This is a genomic window from Lewinella sp. W8 (genome assembly GCF_004375085.3).
In the GTDB taxonomy this organism is placed as follows: Bacteria; Bacteroidota; Bacteroidia; order Chitinophagales; family Saprospiraceae; genus Neolewinella.
In genome coordinates, this window is record NZ_SNAQ03000015.1 from 37,889 (window position 1) to 54,361 (window position 16,473).

A 16,473-nucleotide genomic window follows, 5' to 3' on the forward strand; every position below is an offset into this window, starting at 1 on the left:
TAAAGTCCAACTGACTAACAGTCCAAAGAACCATTCCATGGCAGAAGAAAAAAAGCAACCCCAGAATAAGCTCAACATTGAGCTTCCCGAAGAAATTGCCGAAGGTGTGTACAGCAACCTGGCCATCATTGCCCACAGCAACAGCGAGTTCGTGGTGGATTTTGTACGCATCGTCCCAAATGCCCCGAAGGCTAAGGTCAAGAGCCGTGTGATCCTGACGCCCCAGCACGCGAAGCGACTGCTGTCCGCCCTGGCCGATAACGTCCAGAAGTACGAAAAGCAGTTTGGCCCCATCGGGGACAATAACCAGGGGAATTCCGGGCCGCAGTTCCCGCCGATGAGCTTTACGCCCACGGCCCAGGCCTGATTCGTCAGCGTTTTGCTTAGCTTTCTTCGGAGGAGCCCATTGATCGGTCCCTCGTGGGGATCATTGGTGCGGTTAGCGTGCGACGGCGCGCAGGGTGCAAAGTTCCCCTAAGAAAAGCAAAGAAATTTCTGCCGGAACGCTTTGGGATTTTCCCGACCGTTGTATATTTGCAGCCGCTTAGGTCACTACCTCCCCCGGAGGCAGTTCCTCACGGCAACTTCTCATCGATGGATGACGTTGTTTTGAGCAGCAACCTGGCAGCAGGATGGTCGATTAGCTCAGTTGGTTTAGAGCGTTGCATTGACATTGCAGAGGTCACTGGTTCGAGCCCAGTATCGACCACCATCACCCCCTTATTCGCCGGCCGCTGGCCGGCAACCAACATCACTCGGGATGTAGCGCAGCCCGGTAGCGCACACGCCTGGGGGGCGTGGGGCCGCTGGTTCGAATCCAGTCATCCCGACCAAGTTAATGGCCGCTCTGCTCTGCAGAGTGGCCATTCTTCTTTTACCAGGGCCGTATCGGTTCGAGCGCGTAGCACACGACCAAAGGGAGTAATCCAGTCATCCCGACCAAGTTAATGGCCGCTCTGCTCTGCAGAGTGGCCATTCTTCTTTTACCAGGGCCGTATCGGTTCGAGCGCGCAGCACACGACCAAAGGGAGTAATCCAGTCATCCCGACCAAGTTAATGGCCGCTCTGCTCTGCAGAGTGGCCATTCTTCTTTTACCAGGGCCGTGTCGGTTCGAGCGCGCAGCACACGACCAAAGGGAGTAATCCAGCCATCCCGACCAAGTTCAGAAAGGTCAACTCGCTTGCGAGTTGGCCTTTTTGCGTTGGTACCGTCGGAAGGGAGCAAAGCGACCTTTCGTAAGGGATCAACGCAAAAAGGCCAAACCCCGCAGGGGTGGCCTTTCTGAACTTGAGGCCTCCCCCAATCTGGATCAGCGACAGCTCATTCAGGTCATCTAAACGATAATCTTTATTGACAAAAAGGGTGGGTGCTATCCTACCCCGCGTGGCCCTGGCCAGTTCTGCGAACTGACCGCAGACCACGCTCGCGGGAGGAAGTCCCTTTCAGGGCCTTATTGCTGAACTTGGGGTCTACCTAACCCCTGAGCAATCGGGAGCTCTTCCTGTCATCCCGACCAACGCAAAAAGGCCAAACCCCGCAGGGGTGGCCTTTCTGAACTTGAGGCCTCCCCCAATCTGGATCAGCGGCAGCTCATCCAGGTCATCTAAACGATAATCTTTATTGACAAAAAGGGTTGGTGCGATCCTACCCCGCGTGGCCCTGGCCAGTTCTGCGAACTGACCGCAGACCACGCTCGTGGGAGGAAGTCCCTTTCAGGGCCTTCATGCTGAACTTGGGGTCTACCTAACCCCTGAGCAATCGGGAGCTCTTCCTGTCATCCCGACCAACGCAAAAAGGCCACCCCCCAGGGGTGGCCTTTCTGAACTTGAGGCCTCCCCCCCAATCTGGATCAGCGACAGCTCATCCAGGTCATCTAAACGATAATCTTTATTGACAAAAGGGGTTGGTGCTATCCTACCCCGCGTGGCCCTGGCCAGATCCGCGAACTGACCGCAGACCACGCTCACGGGAGGAAGTCCCTTTCAGGGCCTTCTTAGCGTACAGCCTGCTGCCCCCTAATAAGACACCGCAATCTCCCGCCGCCCTTCGTGCATCCGAAAGCCCCGGGTTTTCTCTGGCAGGGCCAAAACCAGCACGTTAGTTTGATCTTCTACCTCAAGCAGGAATTCGTTTCTTACCAGAAAATCGCAAATATTCTCCTTGCTTTGGTCAAATTTTCCGTAGGCAACAATATGATGGTCCTGAGTGGTAAGCTTATCGATCAATAGTTCTCGTTCTTCGCCGTTGATAACCCAGGTCGTGCTTAGGTCTAAATAGTCCTGCACTTGCTGAGGGGTGACGTCCTTAGGAGTCAAGTCAAGCACCTTTAAATAATCATGCTGATCAAAGGTGAGCTCAAGGGCCAGACCGTTTTCGGTTTGCGACACCCGGAAGGTGGCCATGGCCACGTCGTGCATTTCGGTGCTCTCAAAAGCAAATAACGTCAGGATAAGGAGGATCATCAATTTCATTGCACCACAATTTTACGGGTGCCCACGAGCTTTCCCGCAGACCAAACGGTCAGAATATGAACACCCCGGGGTGCTCCGTGAAAGGACAGCAAACCATTACCGCTCCGTTCCTTGATCACTTGCCCGTTCACCGTGGTTAACCGCAGGTCGAAGGTTTGGTCCCTGGGTGTTTTGATCCAGAAGGTTCCCGCATTAGGGTTGGGGCCGATGGTGATCCCGGCAACCGTAAGATCGTACACGCTGGTGAGCTGTCCGTCACAGTTTTCGTCGATATCATTGCCCTCTATTTCCGGAGCCAGCGGATTGACATTCGGGTCCGTATCGTCACAATCAAAGTCACTCAGAAAACCATCACCGTCCCGGTCCAGTCCCGTCAGGGTTGGGGCACTATTGTCGAAATCTTCACTTACGTTCCCGAGCAGGCAGCGGGGGATTTGGGGAAAAGTGGAGGTAATCACGTAGTAGTACTCGAAGGTTTCCTCTCCCTGACTGGTCGGCAACGTCACCGTAGCTTCGATGCCATTACACTCGTTCAGGTCACCCTTGCCGCAGATGTATTCGTAATCCCGGGTGTACTTACCGGTGTAGGGGCCGCAGGGCTCCTCGATTCCGTCGCCCGGACGTAGTCCGCTCCGTAACTGGAAACTCGGTAGCATTTCCTTCATGTTCCCGTCCTCATCCGGACCAAACCGGTAGAGAATCGGGAATCCGTCAGCCCCCCAACCAATGTGTATCGGTTCCTCGGGAATTTCCCGCGTGGTCGAACTCCCGGGCTCAATGGTTTCGAGGTACTCGAACATATTGCCATGATAATGATACCCCTGGTTATTGGCGTGGGCCGAAGCGCAATCGAGCCCTACCCGCCCCATGCCGTCTCCCTGGTTATTGGAGGCCTCAAAGACCCAGTCCCAGTTGTACTCTCCCGTATTCGGATTTTCAAAAACAAAAGGTAAACCAGGAGCTGGCATCAAAATCACGCCGTTCATGGCTACCCCAAAGAAGCGGGCAGGACGTCCATTATCCTGCACCAGTGGTGTGGTTTCACCACTGAACTGGGGGTTAAGATCCAGCTCATACAGGCGATACCGTGGCTCGGGGAAGGTCGCCGCATGGCAGAAATCGTGGTTGGGATAGTTATTGCTGTAGATTTTCCGCGCCCCATCTTCCACGAATTCATACAGCACACTGGGCTCTTCGGGCACCTCACAACAACCGATGTTCTCGGTACTGAGGATATCAACTTCCGCACAATCGTTATCACAATCGTCAATGACCAATTCGTCTCCATTGCGGATGCCATCATTACAGGACCAACCGCTACGGATGATGGCGGCCTCGGCCGCCAGGCGGTCACGGACGACTTCTTCCTCGGGACTCAAATCATCAATAAGATTATTTTCTTCCAGTATATCTTCGACGACGTCGTAAAACTCCTGATTACCAAACTCATCCTCGATCAATTTATAGCGTCCCGTTCGGGTAGCCCATACCAGGGTACCGTCGTCGTCGTAATCACTATAATTGATCTCCCTGAGTTCACGGTCACCACAGGAAAGCAGTGGCGTAAGGCTAAGGCTGTTATTAATTCCGCCAGGTAATTGGAGGTCGAGTACCTCCATTAGGGTAGCGTATAGGTCGGTGGCCTGCACCAGACTTGGTTCTACTTCGCCTACCCGGCCAACGTCCTTCCCCGTAATGATTAGGGGAACCCGTAAGCCTCCCTCATAAATTGTTCCTTTGGAATGCCCCGGAGGGTAGAATTCATTCACTCCTCCTGGCGTACCGTTATCGCCAACGAACACGATCAGGGTGTTTTGACGGGTGGCAGCATCCATGCTACGGAGCAGCCGACCGATTTCGTGGTCCATGGCCTCAATCATGGCAAAATACCGACTACGGTTATCATTCACCGGCGTCGAGGTGTACAGCTCTGCGGGAGGTTCGTGAAACGGACCGTGAGGGGCAATGTGCGCCAACCAGAGGAACCAGGGCTTATCTTGCTCCGCCACCCAGTCGATGGCCGCATCCGTGAAGTGGGTCGTGGCGTACTCCTCCACTTGTTCCGTAGCGCCGTTAATGACCTTCGTCCAGTCGTAGTAATCATCGACCCCCGAATTAAAGACGCCTTCGTAGTGATCTACTCCCGTTTCCGCGGGATGATCGAGATCGCCGTTATTCCCGGCAATATGCCATTTGCCGATGGCCGCCATGCTATAGTCCAGCTGGCTTTGGTTACGGATTTGATTGAAGATCGAGGTATGCAACTCCGGTTCCAGTAAACCCGGGGGCCGCATGACCCCGGTCTTTATCCCATACTTACCACTCATGATGGCGGCACGCGTTGGGGTACACTGGGGCGTGGCCCAGCAGTTGGTGAACGCAATACCGCTGGCGCGCAGCGAGTCAAGCGTTGGGGTGACGGGTTTATCCCCATCGACGCCAAAGCCCTCCATGACGTCGACGCCAAGGTCATCGGCAATAATCAGTAGTACGTTGGGCGTCTGTTCCTGGGCGAAGGATGCAATAGAAATAAACGAAACGCATAAAAACAGAGGGAGTCTTTTCAACATGGGTAATTACATCAAGTGGTGAGCTATTGCATCATCTGACCCGGTCAAGGTAAGAAGGTTTAAATCGGGTAAGGGCTATCTCTACAACCGCCAACCCCGGTTTTTCCCTACCCCACCCCATTCACTTACCCACTTCCTGGGGCCGGATGTCGGTTCCCTAAAGTCGCTCACCGACCAAAAGGCGGGTGGCCTCAACCCTTTGCACATTATTTCCGACCTTGAGGGGCCCCAAATAATTGATATGCGCTCACTAATCCTCCTCATTTTCCTCTCCGCCTGCCTGACGCTAAACGCCCAGCAACGTCGACAAATCGATTCCACGCTGGTGATGGATTTTGAAAAATACGATCCCGTCTCTACTCTGGTGGTTCCCGAGCATCACCCCACCAGCGCTTCCATTCCCTTCGTGGACGTCCACAGCCATCACTGGCGGATGGCCACCCAGGACCTGGATAAGCTCATCCGGGAAATGGACGAGCTGAACATGAAGGTCGTCGTGAACCTGAGTGGTCGTGGGGGTGAAGCGCTCAAGGCCATGCTCGACAACGTTAACGAGAAGGGATACCAGGACCGCATCGTTTGCTTCACCAACATCAACATCCGGAGCATCGATGACCCAGACTATCTGGAATCCACCCTCGCCCAGCTTGAATTCGACCACAGTATCGGTGCCCGCGGACTGAAAATCTACAAATCCCAGGGCATGACCAATACCGATCAGGCCGGTAACCGCATCAGGATCAATGACCCGCGGCTGGCACCCATCTTCGACAAAGTCGGTGAGTTGGGCATGCCGGTGCTCATTCACTACGCCGACCCCAAACCCTTCTGGGAGCCCCACGACGAGAAAAACGAACGGTGGCTGGAACTCAAGCTGCGCCCCAACCGCAAACGCGGTCCCGACAATCCCGCCTCCTGGGAAACAATCGCCGCCGAGGCCCACGACCTCTTCAAGCAACACCCCAAGACGACCTTCATTGCCGCCCACATGGCCTGGTACGCCAATGACCTCACCAAACTGGGCAAATTTCTCGACGAAAATCCCAACGTCATGGTGGAAATTGGCGCCGTCATCGCCGAACTGGGGCGGCAGCCCCGCGCCGCCAATCGCTTTTTCGAAAAGTATCAGGACCGGGTGCTGTTCGGTAAGGATGCCTATAATCCCGGAGAATACGCTACTTACTTCCGGGTACTGGAAACCGACGACGAATACTTCCCCTACTACAAAAAATACCACGCCTTCTGGCGGATGTATGGCCTCGACCTACCGGACCACATCCTCGAAAAACTCTACTACAAGAACGCCCTCCGAATCATTCCCGGGCTGAAGGAAAGCCTCTTCACCGAAGGAGCTCGCCGGTAGCAGATAGCTCCACCCGTTTGCTTTCAGCAGCTACCGGTCTTTGCCCAAGCAAGATCCGTGGTCGGAAGCCTGTTTTCCGAAGGCTTTGCCGAGGATAACGGCGTCCGATCACTTGCGGAGTAGCAAATGGCTCCAAGTCAAAGGCCTCTTCACCGAAGGAGCTCGCCGGTAGCAGATAGCTCCACCCGTTTGCTTTCAGCAGCTACCAGTCTTTGCCCAAGCAAGATCCGTGGTCGGAAGCCTGTTTTCCGAAGGCTTTGCCGAGGATAACGGCGTCCGATCACTTGCGGGAACAATAACGGGCTTACCGGGGCACGAGCACCCGGGCAGTCTGCACGGTACCCGGTCGGGTACTGGCCCGTAAGAAATACATTCCGGCCGCTAATCTTTGGGGGAGTTGCAGCAGATTTCCGTTGAACAGTTCCTTCCGCTCCAGCAATACTTTGCCGTTGACGTCCAACAGCTGAATCCGGCTGCCTTCCGCCAGGCCATACACCCGATATTCCAGGTCACTATGGCGGACAACCCGTAGTTCTTCGGCGCCCTCCGGCACGAATACCGCTACCAGCGGACTGTATTCCATGCTGCCGTCGGCGTCCTCGATCCGCAGGCGGTAGGTGTTGTTGCCGGCCTGGGGTTGGGGGTCCCGGAACCGGTAGTCCGCCGGGCGGCCCTCGGCCGCCACGGCGCCGAGGGGGCTAAAGCTCCCCCCCGCAGGGCCTCTCCGCTCCACGATGAACCGGTCCGTACCAATTTCTGCGGACGTACCCCAGTCCAATTGTACCGTTTTGCCGTCCGTCGTTCCGCGGAAGGCAACGAGTTCTACCGGTAGCGCCCCGAAGAACACCCTGCTCTGTCCGTCCGGAGTATTGAAGCTGCGCAGCTCATTCCAGATGAAGTCCGAGATGGCCACGTAGTTGTTCCGCACCTCTTCGTGCACGATGTCGGGCACCACGTACCCCTGGGGTACGCGCTCCTGAAAAATAGCTGAGTAGGTGACCATGGCGGCCAGGAAATACAGGGTGGCACGACCGTGGGGGTCCAGGTCTTCGTACAGTTCGGTGTAGGGAATCTGGTTACCCAGGTTACCCTCGAAAAGGTCCGCCAGAATGGGGCCTACGGGAATCATCTTTACCTGCAGATTCGGACGGGATGCCCGCACCAGGTCATGGTAATCCACCCACCAGGTGTGAAAGGACCCCAGGGTATGCAGGTTGTAGGCCGTGAATTCCGCATCGTTGAGCGGGTAAGTAGGATTGGGAATGGCCAGGTTGGTCTCCGGCCAGTTTTCGTAAATGTAGAGTCGGGTGCCGGGTTCCTGCAGGCTCACCCAGTCAAAGATTTCCTCGGTGGCGGATACGGGACTGACGCCGGGCTGCCCGGCGTAATCCTGGCCGGGCAGGATGTCGTTCTGGATGAAGTTGGCTGCCGTCAGGAGCACGGAAGTAACGTCCGCCTCGCTGAAGGCTTCCGTATCCGACTCCCACACACCGGGTACCAGGTCGTAGCCCCACTGGGAAGTTGGGGGGAGGTTGCGGTGGGTAGTCAGAAAACCATACTGCCCGCCAGCCGAAAAGTCCTTTCCGGACGCCAGCGCCAGCAGGTACATCCAGTGCGGGACGGTCGTTTCGTCACTGGGGGTGGCAATGGCGGGTGGTCGGTGATCAATGAGACTATGGCCGAAAACAAACAGGCGCTCCGTCTGGGCGGAACAAAACACTGGCCCCAGCACCAGGAGCACAAGAAAAAAACGAGTGAGCATATTTTTTGAACCCTTTAGAATGTGCTGGAAAAGGTACGACAATAACTTGTTAGGTGGGTGATGGAATTGATTCTTCTGCCCCGCAATGGGGGACGCTAATTGGGTCCTGCATCGGGCCGGTAGCATGCGTGGGCGCAAGAGCGCAGGTGCCTGGCTTCTCCGGAATATTCACGGCACCGGCGCGTGCGACAAAAACTTCCGCCCCCCACTTCAACTCAAGTTCCCTCATCTTTTTCCCCGTTCCTGAACGGGAGCCAACCGGAAATCCAGTACCTAAAAAAGTGGCTCCCCCTTAGTCGGGAGAGCCACCTGCTCAGAGAACCTGGGTAACCCTTGTTTAGAACTTGGTTACCCGACGAATGGCCGCCGAGGGGCCATTCAATATGCGTAAGAAGTAGGTACCAGCGGGAAACTGGTCGAGGGAAATCTGGTGACGGCCGTTGCCAAAATCTACCCGCTGTTCCAGCAGCATCCGTCCCGTTTGATCGAACAGCTGGAAGTCGGCCCGGTCACGGGGCAATCCGCTGATGTTGAGGGTTACGGCTCCCGAAGTGGGATTGGGGAACAGGCGGATATCCGCCGTCAGGTCCAGATCGTTCGTGGAGGTAGAATTATCGTTGGGCGCACACACCGTCTCGTCGGCCAGCGACCAGGTCAGCTCGTTGTCGTCACTGACGAAGGTCTGGATGCTTTGCGTTTCGGTGGGTGCCGTAACGAAGAAATCGGCCATCCAGATGCCGGCCGCAATGGCCGTAGCCGAGCGACCGTGTCCCGCCGATCCCCACTCGAGGTAGGAAACGATGGCGTCGCTGTTGCTGAATTCGTTGGTGGTATACAGGCCCAGTTCCGCATCCACGGCATTGAAGCCAGTGAAGCCGGATACGACGAGGTATTCACCGGGTTGAATCATCAGGCTACCACACTCCACGGTCATTTGGCTGAGCTGTTGGTAGGTCGGACGGTTACACAGCCAGTAATCGGAAACGTCGATCGCCGCGTCCGTTCCGTTGAACAGCTCCACCTGGCCGGTGGCCGTCACTTCATTGATGATGACATCGGTGAAATCGAATCCAGCCGCCTCCCGGATCACCGTGATGAAGTTGCTGGAAATGGCCTCACAATCGCCGTCGGCCAGCGTGGAGATGTCCTCCCCAACTACGGGGTCTCCTTCGCCGCGGTAGCTCCAGCCCCAAATCCGACAGGTACCGGCCGGCGCACCGGAAAGGTCCAGCGTATTCGTTTCGGCGCTGTTCGCAAAGGCAAGGATGGCATCGTTATCGTCGGTGATGATGTACCAGTAACTGAGGGCATCCGCCGTGGTGGTGTGGCTCACCTCCACGATGACGTCACCGGCCGTGGCCGTTACGGTGGTTTCTCCACCGACGGTCATGACCATGCCGCCGTCGGGCGACTGCCGGTCCACGGAAATCGGGTTGGACAGGTCAAAGCAGCCCATCAGGTCACTGACGTTGTTGCCGACCATCAGGCCCTCCAGTCCGTCGGAGTAGGCGAGGTACCAGATGTCGCAGATACCGTCACCGGCGCCGTCCAGGTCGAAGGGGCCATTGCTGCCCGGGATAGCGAGGATTTCGTTGGTGGCCGCATCGGTGATGAGGAAGGTACGGTTGGCGCCCATGGCGTTACCGTCGCGGATGACTTCCAGCGGGTCGGCTACGCCGTCCACGCAGATCGACGTTGCCGTGGAACCATCCGCCAGGGTGATGCCACCACCGTTGTTTTCTTCCCGCGTGACCGCAATGGGGTTGGACAGGCCGAAGCACCCCTCCAGGTCGGTCAGGCTATTGCCAACCGCCAGGCCGGTCAGGCCATCTTCGTAGCCCAGGTACCAGATGTCGCAGACTCCGCCACCGGCACCGTCCAGGTCGAAGGGACCATTATCTCCCGGGATCGCCAGAATTTCGTTCGTCGCCGCGTCGGTAATGACGAAGGTGCGATTAGCGCCCATGCCGTTACCATCACGGATGACGGTCAGTGGATCGGCTACACCGTCCACGCAGATCGTGGCCGCCGTGGAGCCGTCTTCCAACATGATGCCGCCGCCACTTGCCATGCAGTCCGTTGCCTGACGGACAACGGTAATGAAGTTACTGGAGATGGCCTCACAATCCCCATCGGCCAGCGTAGAGATATCTTCACCAAGGACGGGGTCCCCCTCGCCACGGTAGCTCCAACCCCAAATCCGGCAGGTACCCGCCGGTGCACCGGAGAGGTCCAACACACTGGTCTGAGCACTGTTGGCGAACGCAAGAATACCGTTATTATCGTCGGTGATGATGTACCAGTAGCTCAGCGCATCGGCCGTAGTGGTATGACTCACCTCTACGACGACGTCACCGGCGGTTGCGGTCAGGATGGTGGCGCCTTCCGTAGTCATGACCATGCCGCCGTCGGGCGACTGCCGGTTCACGGAAATCGGATTGGACAGGTCAAAGCAACCGCTCAGATCGCTGACGTTGTTGCCGACCATCAGCCCCTCCAGGCCATCGGAGTAGGCCAGATACCAGATGTCACAGATGCCGTCACCGGCACCGTCCAGGTCAAAGGGACCGTTATTATCCGGAATGGCGAGGATTTCGTTGGTGGCCGCATCGGTTATGAGGAAGGTGCGGTTAGCGCCCATGGCGCTGCCGTCGCGGATGACCTCCAGCGGATCCGCCACACCATCCACGCAGATCGACGTACTAGTCGACCCATCGGCCAGCGTAATGCCGCCGCCATTGTTTTCTTCCCGCGTAACGGCAATGGGGTTGGACAGGTCAAAGCAACCACTCAGATCGCTGACGTTGTTGCCGACCATCAGCCCCTCCAGGCCATCGGAATAGGCCAGGTACCAGATGTCACAGACCCCACCACCGGCGCCGTCCAGGTCAAAGGGACCGTCGTTACCGGGGATCGCCAGGATTTCGTTGGTGGCCGCATCGGTGATGAGGAAGGTGCGGTTAGCGCCCGTGGCGCTGCCGTCGCGGATGACCGTCAGGGGGTCGGCTACGCCGTCGACGCAGATCGTGGCCGCCGTGGAACCGTCTTCCAGGGTGATGCCACCGCCATTGTTTTCTTCCCGCGTAACGGCAATGGGGTTGGACAGGTCAAAGCAACCACTCAGGTCGCTGACGTTGTTGCCGACCATCAGCCCCTCCAGATCGTCGGAGTAAGCCAGGTACCAGATGTCACAGACACCGCCGCCGGCGCCGTCCAGATCGAAGGGGCCATCGTTGCCGGGGATCGCCAGGATTTCGTTGGTGGCCGCATCGGTGATGAGGAAGGTGCGATTAGCGCCCGTGGCGCTGCCGTCACGGATGACCGTCAGGGGGTCGGCTACGCCGTCGACGCAGATCGTGGCCGCCGTGGAACCGTCTTCCAGGGTGATGCCGCCGCCGTCGTTTGCTTCCCGCGTAACGGCAATGGGATTGGACAGGTCAAAGCAACCACTCAGATCGCTGACGTTGTTGCCGACCATCAGGCCTTCCAGACCATCGGAGTAGGCCAAGTACCAGATGTCACAGACCCCGCCACCGGCGCCGTCCAGGTCGAAGGGACCGTCGTTGCCGGGGATCGCCAGTATCTCGTTGGTGGCCGCATCGGTGATGAGGAAGGTGCGGTTAGCGCCCGTGGCGCTGCCGTCACGGATGACCGTCAGGGGGTCGGCTACGCCGTCGACGCAGATCGTGGCCGCCGTGGAGCCGTCTTCCAGCGTAATGCCGCCACCGTTATTTTCCTGCCGGTCCACGTCGATGGGATTGGATATATCGAAGCAGCCATTGAGGTCGCTAAGGAGGTTACCGACCGCCAGTCCGTTCAGGCCGTCGAAATAGGCCAGATACCAAATCTGACAGATGCCGGGGCCGGCGCCATCCAGATCAAAGGGACCGTTTTTGCCGGGGATCGCCAGGATCTCATTAGTGGCCGCATCGGTGATGAGGAAGGTGAATTGTTCACCGCTGGTGTCCCCGTCCCTTACGACCTCCAGGGGGTCAGCTACCCCGTCGACGCAGATGGTCGTATCCACACTGCCGCTCGCCAGGGCGATGGCACCTGCGTCCGCGCTCTGCGAAGCCTCGGCGAACGCCGTCAACAGGCTCGCGTCAGCGGCACAGGTGTTTTCCGTCCCGGTGGTCCAGTCGATCGCATTATTGGCGTAGATGGTTTGCACGGAAGCGCCGGCAAGAGGGGCATCCACCCGGAATCCGTCCGTCCAGATGCCCGCGCCTACGGCAACGCTGCTCCGCCGGTGTGCCGAACTTCCCCATTCCAGGTAGGAGACGATGGCATCCGAACTGCCGAAGGAACCGGTGCGGTAAAGTCCGAGTTCTCCGTCCGTGACGTTGAGCGCATTAAAGCCACTCACCACCACGGTTTCGTTGGGGGCCAGCATCAGGCTACCGCACTCCAGGGTAAGGTCGCCCAACATCTGGTAGGACGGAAAATTGCATAGCCAGTAGGTCGTCAGATTGACCGTCGAACCACCACCGTTATAAATTTCAATTTCTCCGTTGACGGTCACTTCACTCAGGACCGGGCCGGGCAAAAAGCCCGTGGGGCAGTCAACCTGGGCTCGGGCCGTGGAACCGATGAGCAATAAAATTATCAGACTGAGACCAAGCTGAATTTTCGCCCTCCAGTAGGGACGAATTTGTGGGTAAAGTTTTGGGAATTGCATAGATCAATTGGTGTTATCGGGACATGACGATGACGCCCCGCACCGAGGTGCAGGATGGGTTTTGTCCCGTAAATTGTTCAGTGGAAGAGCGAACCTTCCGGATGATAATTAAAGAGAACTGGCGCTGGGGTTCACGGCTGCGAAACCCGTCGTTTTTTCTCCCATGTTTCGCTTCCCCTTACTGGTCTCCAGGTAAAAAGGCTGCGTGAGTTGATAATTTTTTAAAATTATTTTTCCTTGATGACCAATAAACTAAGAGCCGACCCCTCCGCAAAGAGATCAGCTCGTGATAGTTTGATGATGCACAGATATTTTTGGCGACGGGCCGTCCTAGCGCTTCCGGAAATCGAAGGTATAACTGAGGGATGCACCGATGGTCATGAGTCGAACCTCGCCGTGGCCGATTCCGGTCAGCGGCAGTTGCACGAAGGACTCTAACTGGAAGGCCGATTTCCGCTTCATGGCCTGCTGGTATCCGATGCTGAACTGCCCCATCCCCAGGAAGTGCTGGTATTCGTTTTCTTCGCGCCAGGACTTAATGACGTTGGGGTATTCAAAATCGTAGGTGAAATCGTAGTCTTCCCGAAGCATAAAGTAGGTGGTCAGGCCGCCGGATACGTAGGGACCGGAAGCACGGCTACCCCGGAAATAGTAGGTAGCCAGCAGCGGCACTTCCAGCACCCGGCACTGACCGGTGATGGTGCTGGGCAGAATTCCGTCCGTCCAGAATCCGGCCTTGGCCGTGTAATTTTCCGTAGTCGTCTGATAACATACGTCGTTGAGGTAGGCTCCTGTTCCGAAGGCCCACTTATCGTGTAGCCGGTATTCCACCTTGCCGCCGTAGCGCGGCTGGGCCATGGCAAATCCGTCATCGGCTACGGCCCCGAAAACAAGTCCGCCACCGATTCCGGCCGCAAATCCGGAAGCTACTTTTTCCTTCGCGTCAGGGTCCGGTAAGGTTTGCGGGTGAACGGAGCGTTCGGGGATGGTGGTCTCAACCATCAGGGTGACCGTAGGCATTGGCGACAGCGGACCGATCGCTGCCAAAGGGGCCTGGGATATCTCCTCCTGGGCGATGCTCTCCGCCCTCAATGCTTCCGTTGGGGGTACCGGAGCTCCCGCGGGTTCTTCCGCGCCACCGAGGGGAGTTTCGGCGATTAGGTTGCGGTCGGTCTTTTGTGATAAGCTGCCGGTGGGGGTGGGCAGACTGTTCGGTGTGGACGAGCTGTTTTCCTGACTTACCACCGGGGAAAGCTGAGGGGTCTCCATCTGAATTTCGTCCCGCTCAACGGAAGGCCCGGCAGGTTCCGTCACTTTCGGAGCAGGAATTTCGGAGCCCGCCCGTTCGTCAGAATGCTCGGTGACCGTTGCGTCTGCGGCTTGTTTTGCCCCGGCGACCGGTTGCTGGAGCATGAGGTAGGAAAGCCCCCCCAACAGCAACAGCATCCCTAGGCCGAGCCACCACCACAGAGCACGACGGCGACGCTTCTTGTCTTCGTCCAACAAGATGGTCATCTGTTCCCAGGCTTCGGGGTTGTAGCTGAAGTCATGCCGCTCCGCCCCGACCTGGAACATCTTGTCCATATTATGGTCCTCGAGATTAGGCATTCTTTATGTCCAGTTGTTGTTGCAGGAGATCCTGGAGTTTCCTCCGGGCCCTCACCAGGTTAGATTTTGACGTGCTTTCCGAAATCCCCAGCGTGCGGGCGATTTCTTCGTGGCGGAAACCATCGATAACGTACATATTAAATACCGTACGGTAGGAAGTTGTTAAAGACTGTACCAGTTTTATGAGTTCCTGATAGCTGATCTGGCTGAGAATTTCTTCCCGGGCAGCAATGTCCTTTGCGTTTTCCATAGCTGTTTCCTTGCGGTATTTATGCTGCTGCTTGATGTGGTTGATGGCGGTATTGACCAAGATGGTCCGGAACCAGGGTTTGAACGGACGGCTCTCGTCAAATCGCCGAACGTTTTTAAACACCTTGAGGAAGGCGTCATTGACGACCGAAATGGCCGCCGGCTCCTCCTCAACGTACCGAATCGCTACACTCATCCCGTAAGCGTAGTAGAGCTTATAGAGCGCATGCTGGCTTTCCCGTCGCTGCTTCCGACAGCCGGCCAGTATACCCGGTAAGTGTTGATCCGTTAGTTGGGACATTCGTTAGGTTATGAGCATCCTGTATTCCCCCTTACCATAGCTAATTCCAAAAGGCTGCGCGATGGCGGATTTTTTTTCCTGAAAGGATGCATTCCTAAATATCGGCACTACCCTCCGGCCCCCACCGGATCATTTGGCAAGAATGTCGGCACCGGGCAATTCGGGGCGTCGACAAACTTACCAACAAAATGTTCCCCCATTCCGACAATTCCTACCATTTGCCGTACCTTGTCCGCACATGAATGAGCATCTCGATCCCCACGCCAATCGCTTAGGGGCGGAAGACACCGCCATGGAACGGGCCCTGCGCCCGGACTCCCTGGATGACTTCAGCGGCCAACCCAAGATCGTCGACAACCTGAAGGTCTTCATCCAGGCGGCCCTCATGCGCGGCGACAGCCTCGACCACGTGCTCCTCCATGGCCCTCCCGGGCTAGGGAAAACCACCCTGAGCCACATCATCGCCAACGAACTGGGGGCCGAACTCAAGCTCACCAGCGGCCCCGTGCTCGAAAAACCCGGAGACCTCGCCGGACTACTGACCAACCTCAGCGAAGGGGACGTCCTGTTCATCGACGAAATCCATCGGCTCAACAACGTAGTGGAGGAATACCTCTATTCCGCCATGGAAGATTACCGGATCGACATCATGATCGACAGCGGGCCCAACGCCCGCTCGGTGCAAATCAGCCTGGAGCCCTTTACACTCGTGGGCGCCACCACCCGGATGGGACTTCTGACCGCCCCCATGCGGGCCCGCTTCGGCATCAACTGCCTGCTCGATTACTACGACCTCCCTACCCTGGTGAAGATCATCAAGCGCAGCTGCTCCATCATGGACGTCCCCATCACCGAGGACGGCGCCGTGGAAATTGCCCGGCGCAGCCGGGGCACCCCCCGGATCGCCAACGCCCTGCTGCGGCGCATCCGCGACTTCGCCCAGGTAAAGGGCAGCGGTACCATCGATAAGAAAATCGCCGACTTCGGCCTCGCGGCCCTGAACGTAGACGAGGGCGGACTCGACGAGATGGACAACAAAATCCTGGACGCCATCATCAATAAATTCAAGGGCGGTCCGGTCGGACTCACGACCATCGCTACGGCCGTGGGCGAAGACGCCGGCACCATCGAAGAAGTCCATGAGCCCTTCCTCATCATGGAGGGCTACCTGCAGCGGACCCCACGTGGCCGCCAGGCCACAGAAAAAGCCTACCACCACATCGGGGCCACACCTCCCGGAGCAGCGGGGACGTTGTTTGAGTTTTAGGTAAGCTAGCGCCCCTTGCCCCTTTAGTTAATCAATTGGCCATCCATCACCTGAATTTTCCAGTAGCGCCGGATTTATCCGGCGAAAAGTCTGATTCAACGGCTAAAGTCATTTTTACCACAACCCCAAAGTCCCCGGGCGAAGTGTCTCCGTCATTCAATCCTTCACTCCCTCCGTCATTCCATCCCTCAATCCTTCAATCC

Annotated in this window: 9 protein-coding genes and 2 tRNA genes; 5 read left to right on the forward strand and 6 right to left on the reverse strand. The window is 57.1% G+C overall.

Features of this window, described 5'->3' with window-relative positions:
• Window positions 1-37 precede the first annotated feature (37 nt).
• The 3 genes from E1J53_RS16265 (at window position 38) to E1J53_RS16275 (ending at window position 833) form a co-directional block, all read left to right on the forward strand.
• Window positions 38-367 carry a DUF3467 domain-containing protein gene (locus E1J53_RS16265; protein WP_134273529.1) on the forward strand — a complete coding sequence of 110 codons (330 nt, stop codon included), beginning with the start codon at window positions 38-40 and terminating at the stop codon, window positions 365-367.
• A 267-nt stretch (window positions 368-634) separates the two neighbouring features.
• Window positions 635-712: transfer RNA gene (locus E1J53_RS16270), tRNA-Val, on the forward strand.
• A 44-nt stretch (window positions 713-756) separates the two neighbouring features.
• Window positions 757-833 (forward strand) — tRNA-Pro (locus E1J53_RS16275).
• Between the two features lie 1,183 nt (window positions 834-2,016).
• On the opposite strand, the gene E1J53_RS16280 is transcribed toward E1J53_RS16275, so the two are convergent.
• Entirely contained in the window at window positions 2,017-2,472 is a 456-nt protein-coding gene (locus E1J53_RS16280; protein WP_134273528.1) for a hypothetical protein, read from the reverse strand.
• On the reverse strand, window positions 2,469-5,042 hold the full coding sequence (locus tag E1J53_RS16285; RefSeq protein WP_134273527.1) for a sulfatase-like hydrolase/transferase: 2,574 nt from the start codon (window positions 5,040-5,042) through the stop codon (window positions 2,469-2,471). Before E1J53_RS16285 ends, E1J53_RS16280 begins: the two co-directional genes overlap by 4 nt.
• A 241-nt stretch (window positions 5,043-5,283) precedes the next feature.
• Between E1J53_RS16285 and E1J53_RS16290 the strand changes: the two genes are divergently transcribed.
• Window positions 5,284-6,405 carry an amidohydrolase family protein gene (locus E1J53_RS16290; RefSeq protein WP_134273526.1) on the forward strand — a complete coding sequence of 374 codons (1,122 nt, stop codon included), beginning with the start codon at window positions 5,284-5,286 and terminating at the stop codon, window positions 6,403-6,405.
• Between the two features lie 304 nt (window positions 6,406-6,709).
• Here the strand turns inward: E1J53_RS16290 and E1J53_RS16295 are convergent, their stop codons facing one another.
• The 4 genes from E1J53_RS16295 to E1J53_RS16310 form a co-directional block, all read right to left on the reverse strand.
• Window positions 6,710-8,167, reverse strand: coding sequence for a hypothetical protein (locus E1J53_RS16295; protein WP_134273525.1), 1,458 nt, complete (start codon window positions 8,165-8,167; stop codon window positions 6,710-6,712).
• A gap of 337 nt (window positions 8,168-8,504) precedes the next feature.
• Complete coding sequence (locus E1J53_RS16300; RefSeq protein ID WP_134273524.1) at window positions 8,505-12,845, reverse strand: T9SS type A sorting domain-containing protein; 4,341 nt, start codon at window positions 12,843-12,845, stop codon at window positions 8,505-8,507.
• 330 nt (window positions 12,846-13,175) lie between these two features.
• Entirely contained in the window at window positions 13,176-14,453 is a 1,278-nt protein-coding gene (locus tag E1J53_RS16305; RefSeq protein ID WP_134273523.1) for an outer membrane beta-barrel protein, read from the reverse strand.
• Entirely contained in the window at window positions 14,446-15,003 is a 558-nt protein-coding gene (locus E1J53_RS16310; RefSeq protein ID WP_134273522.1) for an RNA polymerase sigma factor, read from the reverse strand. The genes E1J53_RS16305 and E1J53_RS16310 overlap by 8 nt, the downstream gene beginning before the upstream one ends.
• A gap of 238 nt (window positions 15,004-15,241) precedes the next feature.
• Between E1J53_RS16310 and ruvB the strand changes: the two genes are divergently transcribed.
• Window positions 15,242-16,270, forward strand: a complete 1,029-nt coding sequence (ruvB, locus tag E1J53_RS16315) for a Holliday junction branch migration DNA helicase RuvB (RefSeq protein ID WP_134273521.1) — start codon at window positions 15,242-15,244, stop codon at window positions 16,268-16,270.
• The last annotated feature ends 203 nt before the right edge of the window (window positions 16,271-16,473 follow it).

Coding starts and splice junctions, on each gene's coding strand:
- E1J53_RS16265 (WP_134273529.1), top strand. CDS start 38: ATGGCAGAAGAAAAAAAGCAACCCCAGAATAAGCTCAACATTGAGCTT.
- E1J53_RS16280 (WP_134273528.1), bottom strand. CDS start 2,472: ATGAAATTGATGATCCTCCTTATCCTGACGTTATTTGCTTTTGAGAGC.
- E1J53_RS16285 (WP_134273527.1), bottom strand. CDS start 5,042: ATGTTGAAAAGACTCCCTCTGTTTTTATGCGTTTCGTTTATTTCTATT.
- E1J53_RS16290 (WP_134273526.1), top strand. CDS start 5,284: ATGCGCTCACTAATCCTCCTCATTTTCCTCTCCGCCTGCCTGACGCTA.
- E1J53_RS16295 (WP_134273525.1), bottom strand. CDS start 8,167: ATGCTCACTCGTTTTTTTCTTGTGCTCCTGGTGCTGGGGCCAGTGTTT.
- E1J53_RS16300 (WP_134273524.1), bottom strand. CDS start 12,845: ATGCAATTCCCAAAACTTTACCCACAAATTCGTCCCTACTGGAGGGCG.
- E1J53_RS16305 (WP_134273523.1), bottom strand. CDS start 14,453: ATGCCTAATCTCGAGGACCATAATATGGACAAGATGTTCCAGGTCGGG.
- E1J53_RS16310 (WP_134273522.1), bottom strand. CDS start 15,003: ATGTCCCAACTAACGGATCAACACTTACCGGGTATACTGGCCGGCTGT.
- ruvB (WP_134273521.1), top strand. CDS start 15,242: ATGAATGAGCATCTCGATCCCCACGCCAATCGCTTAGGGGCGGAAGAC.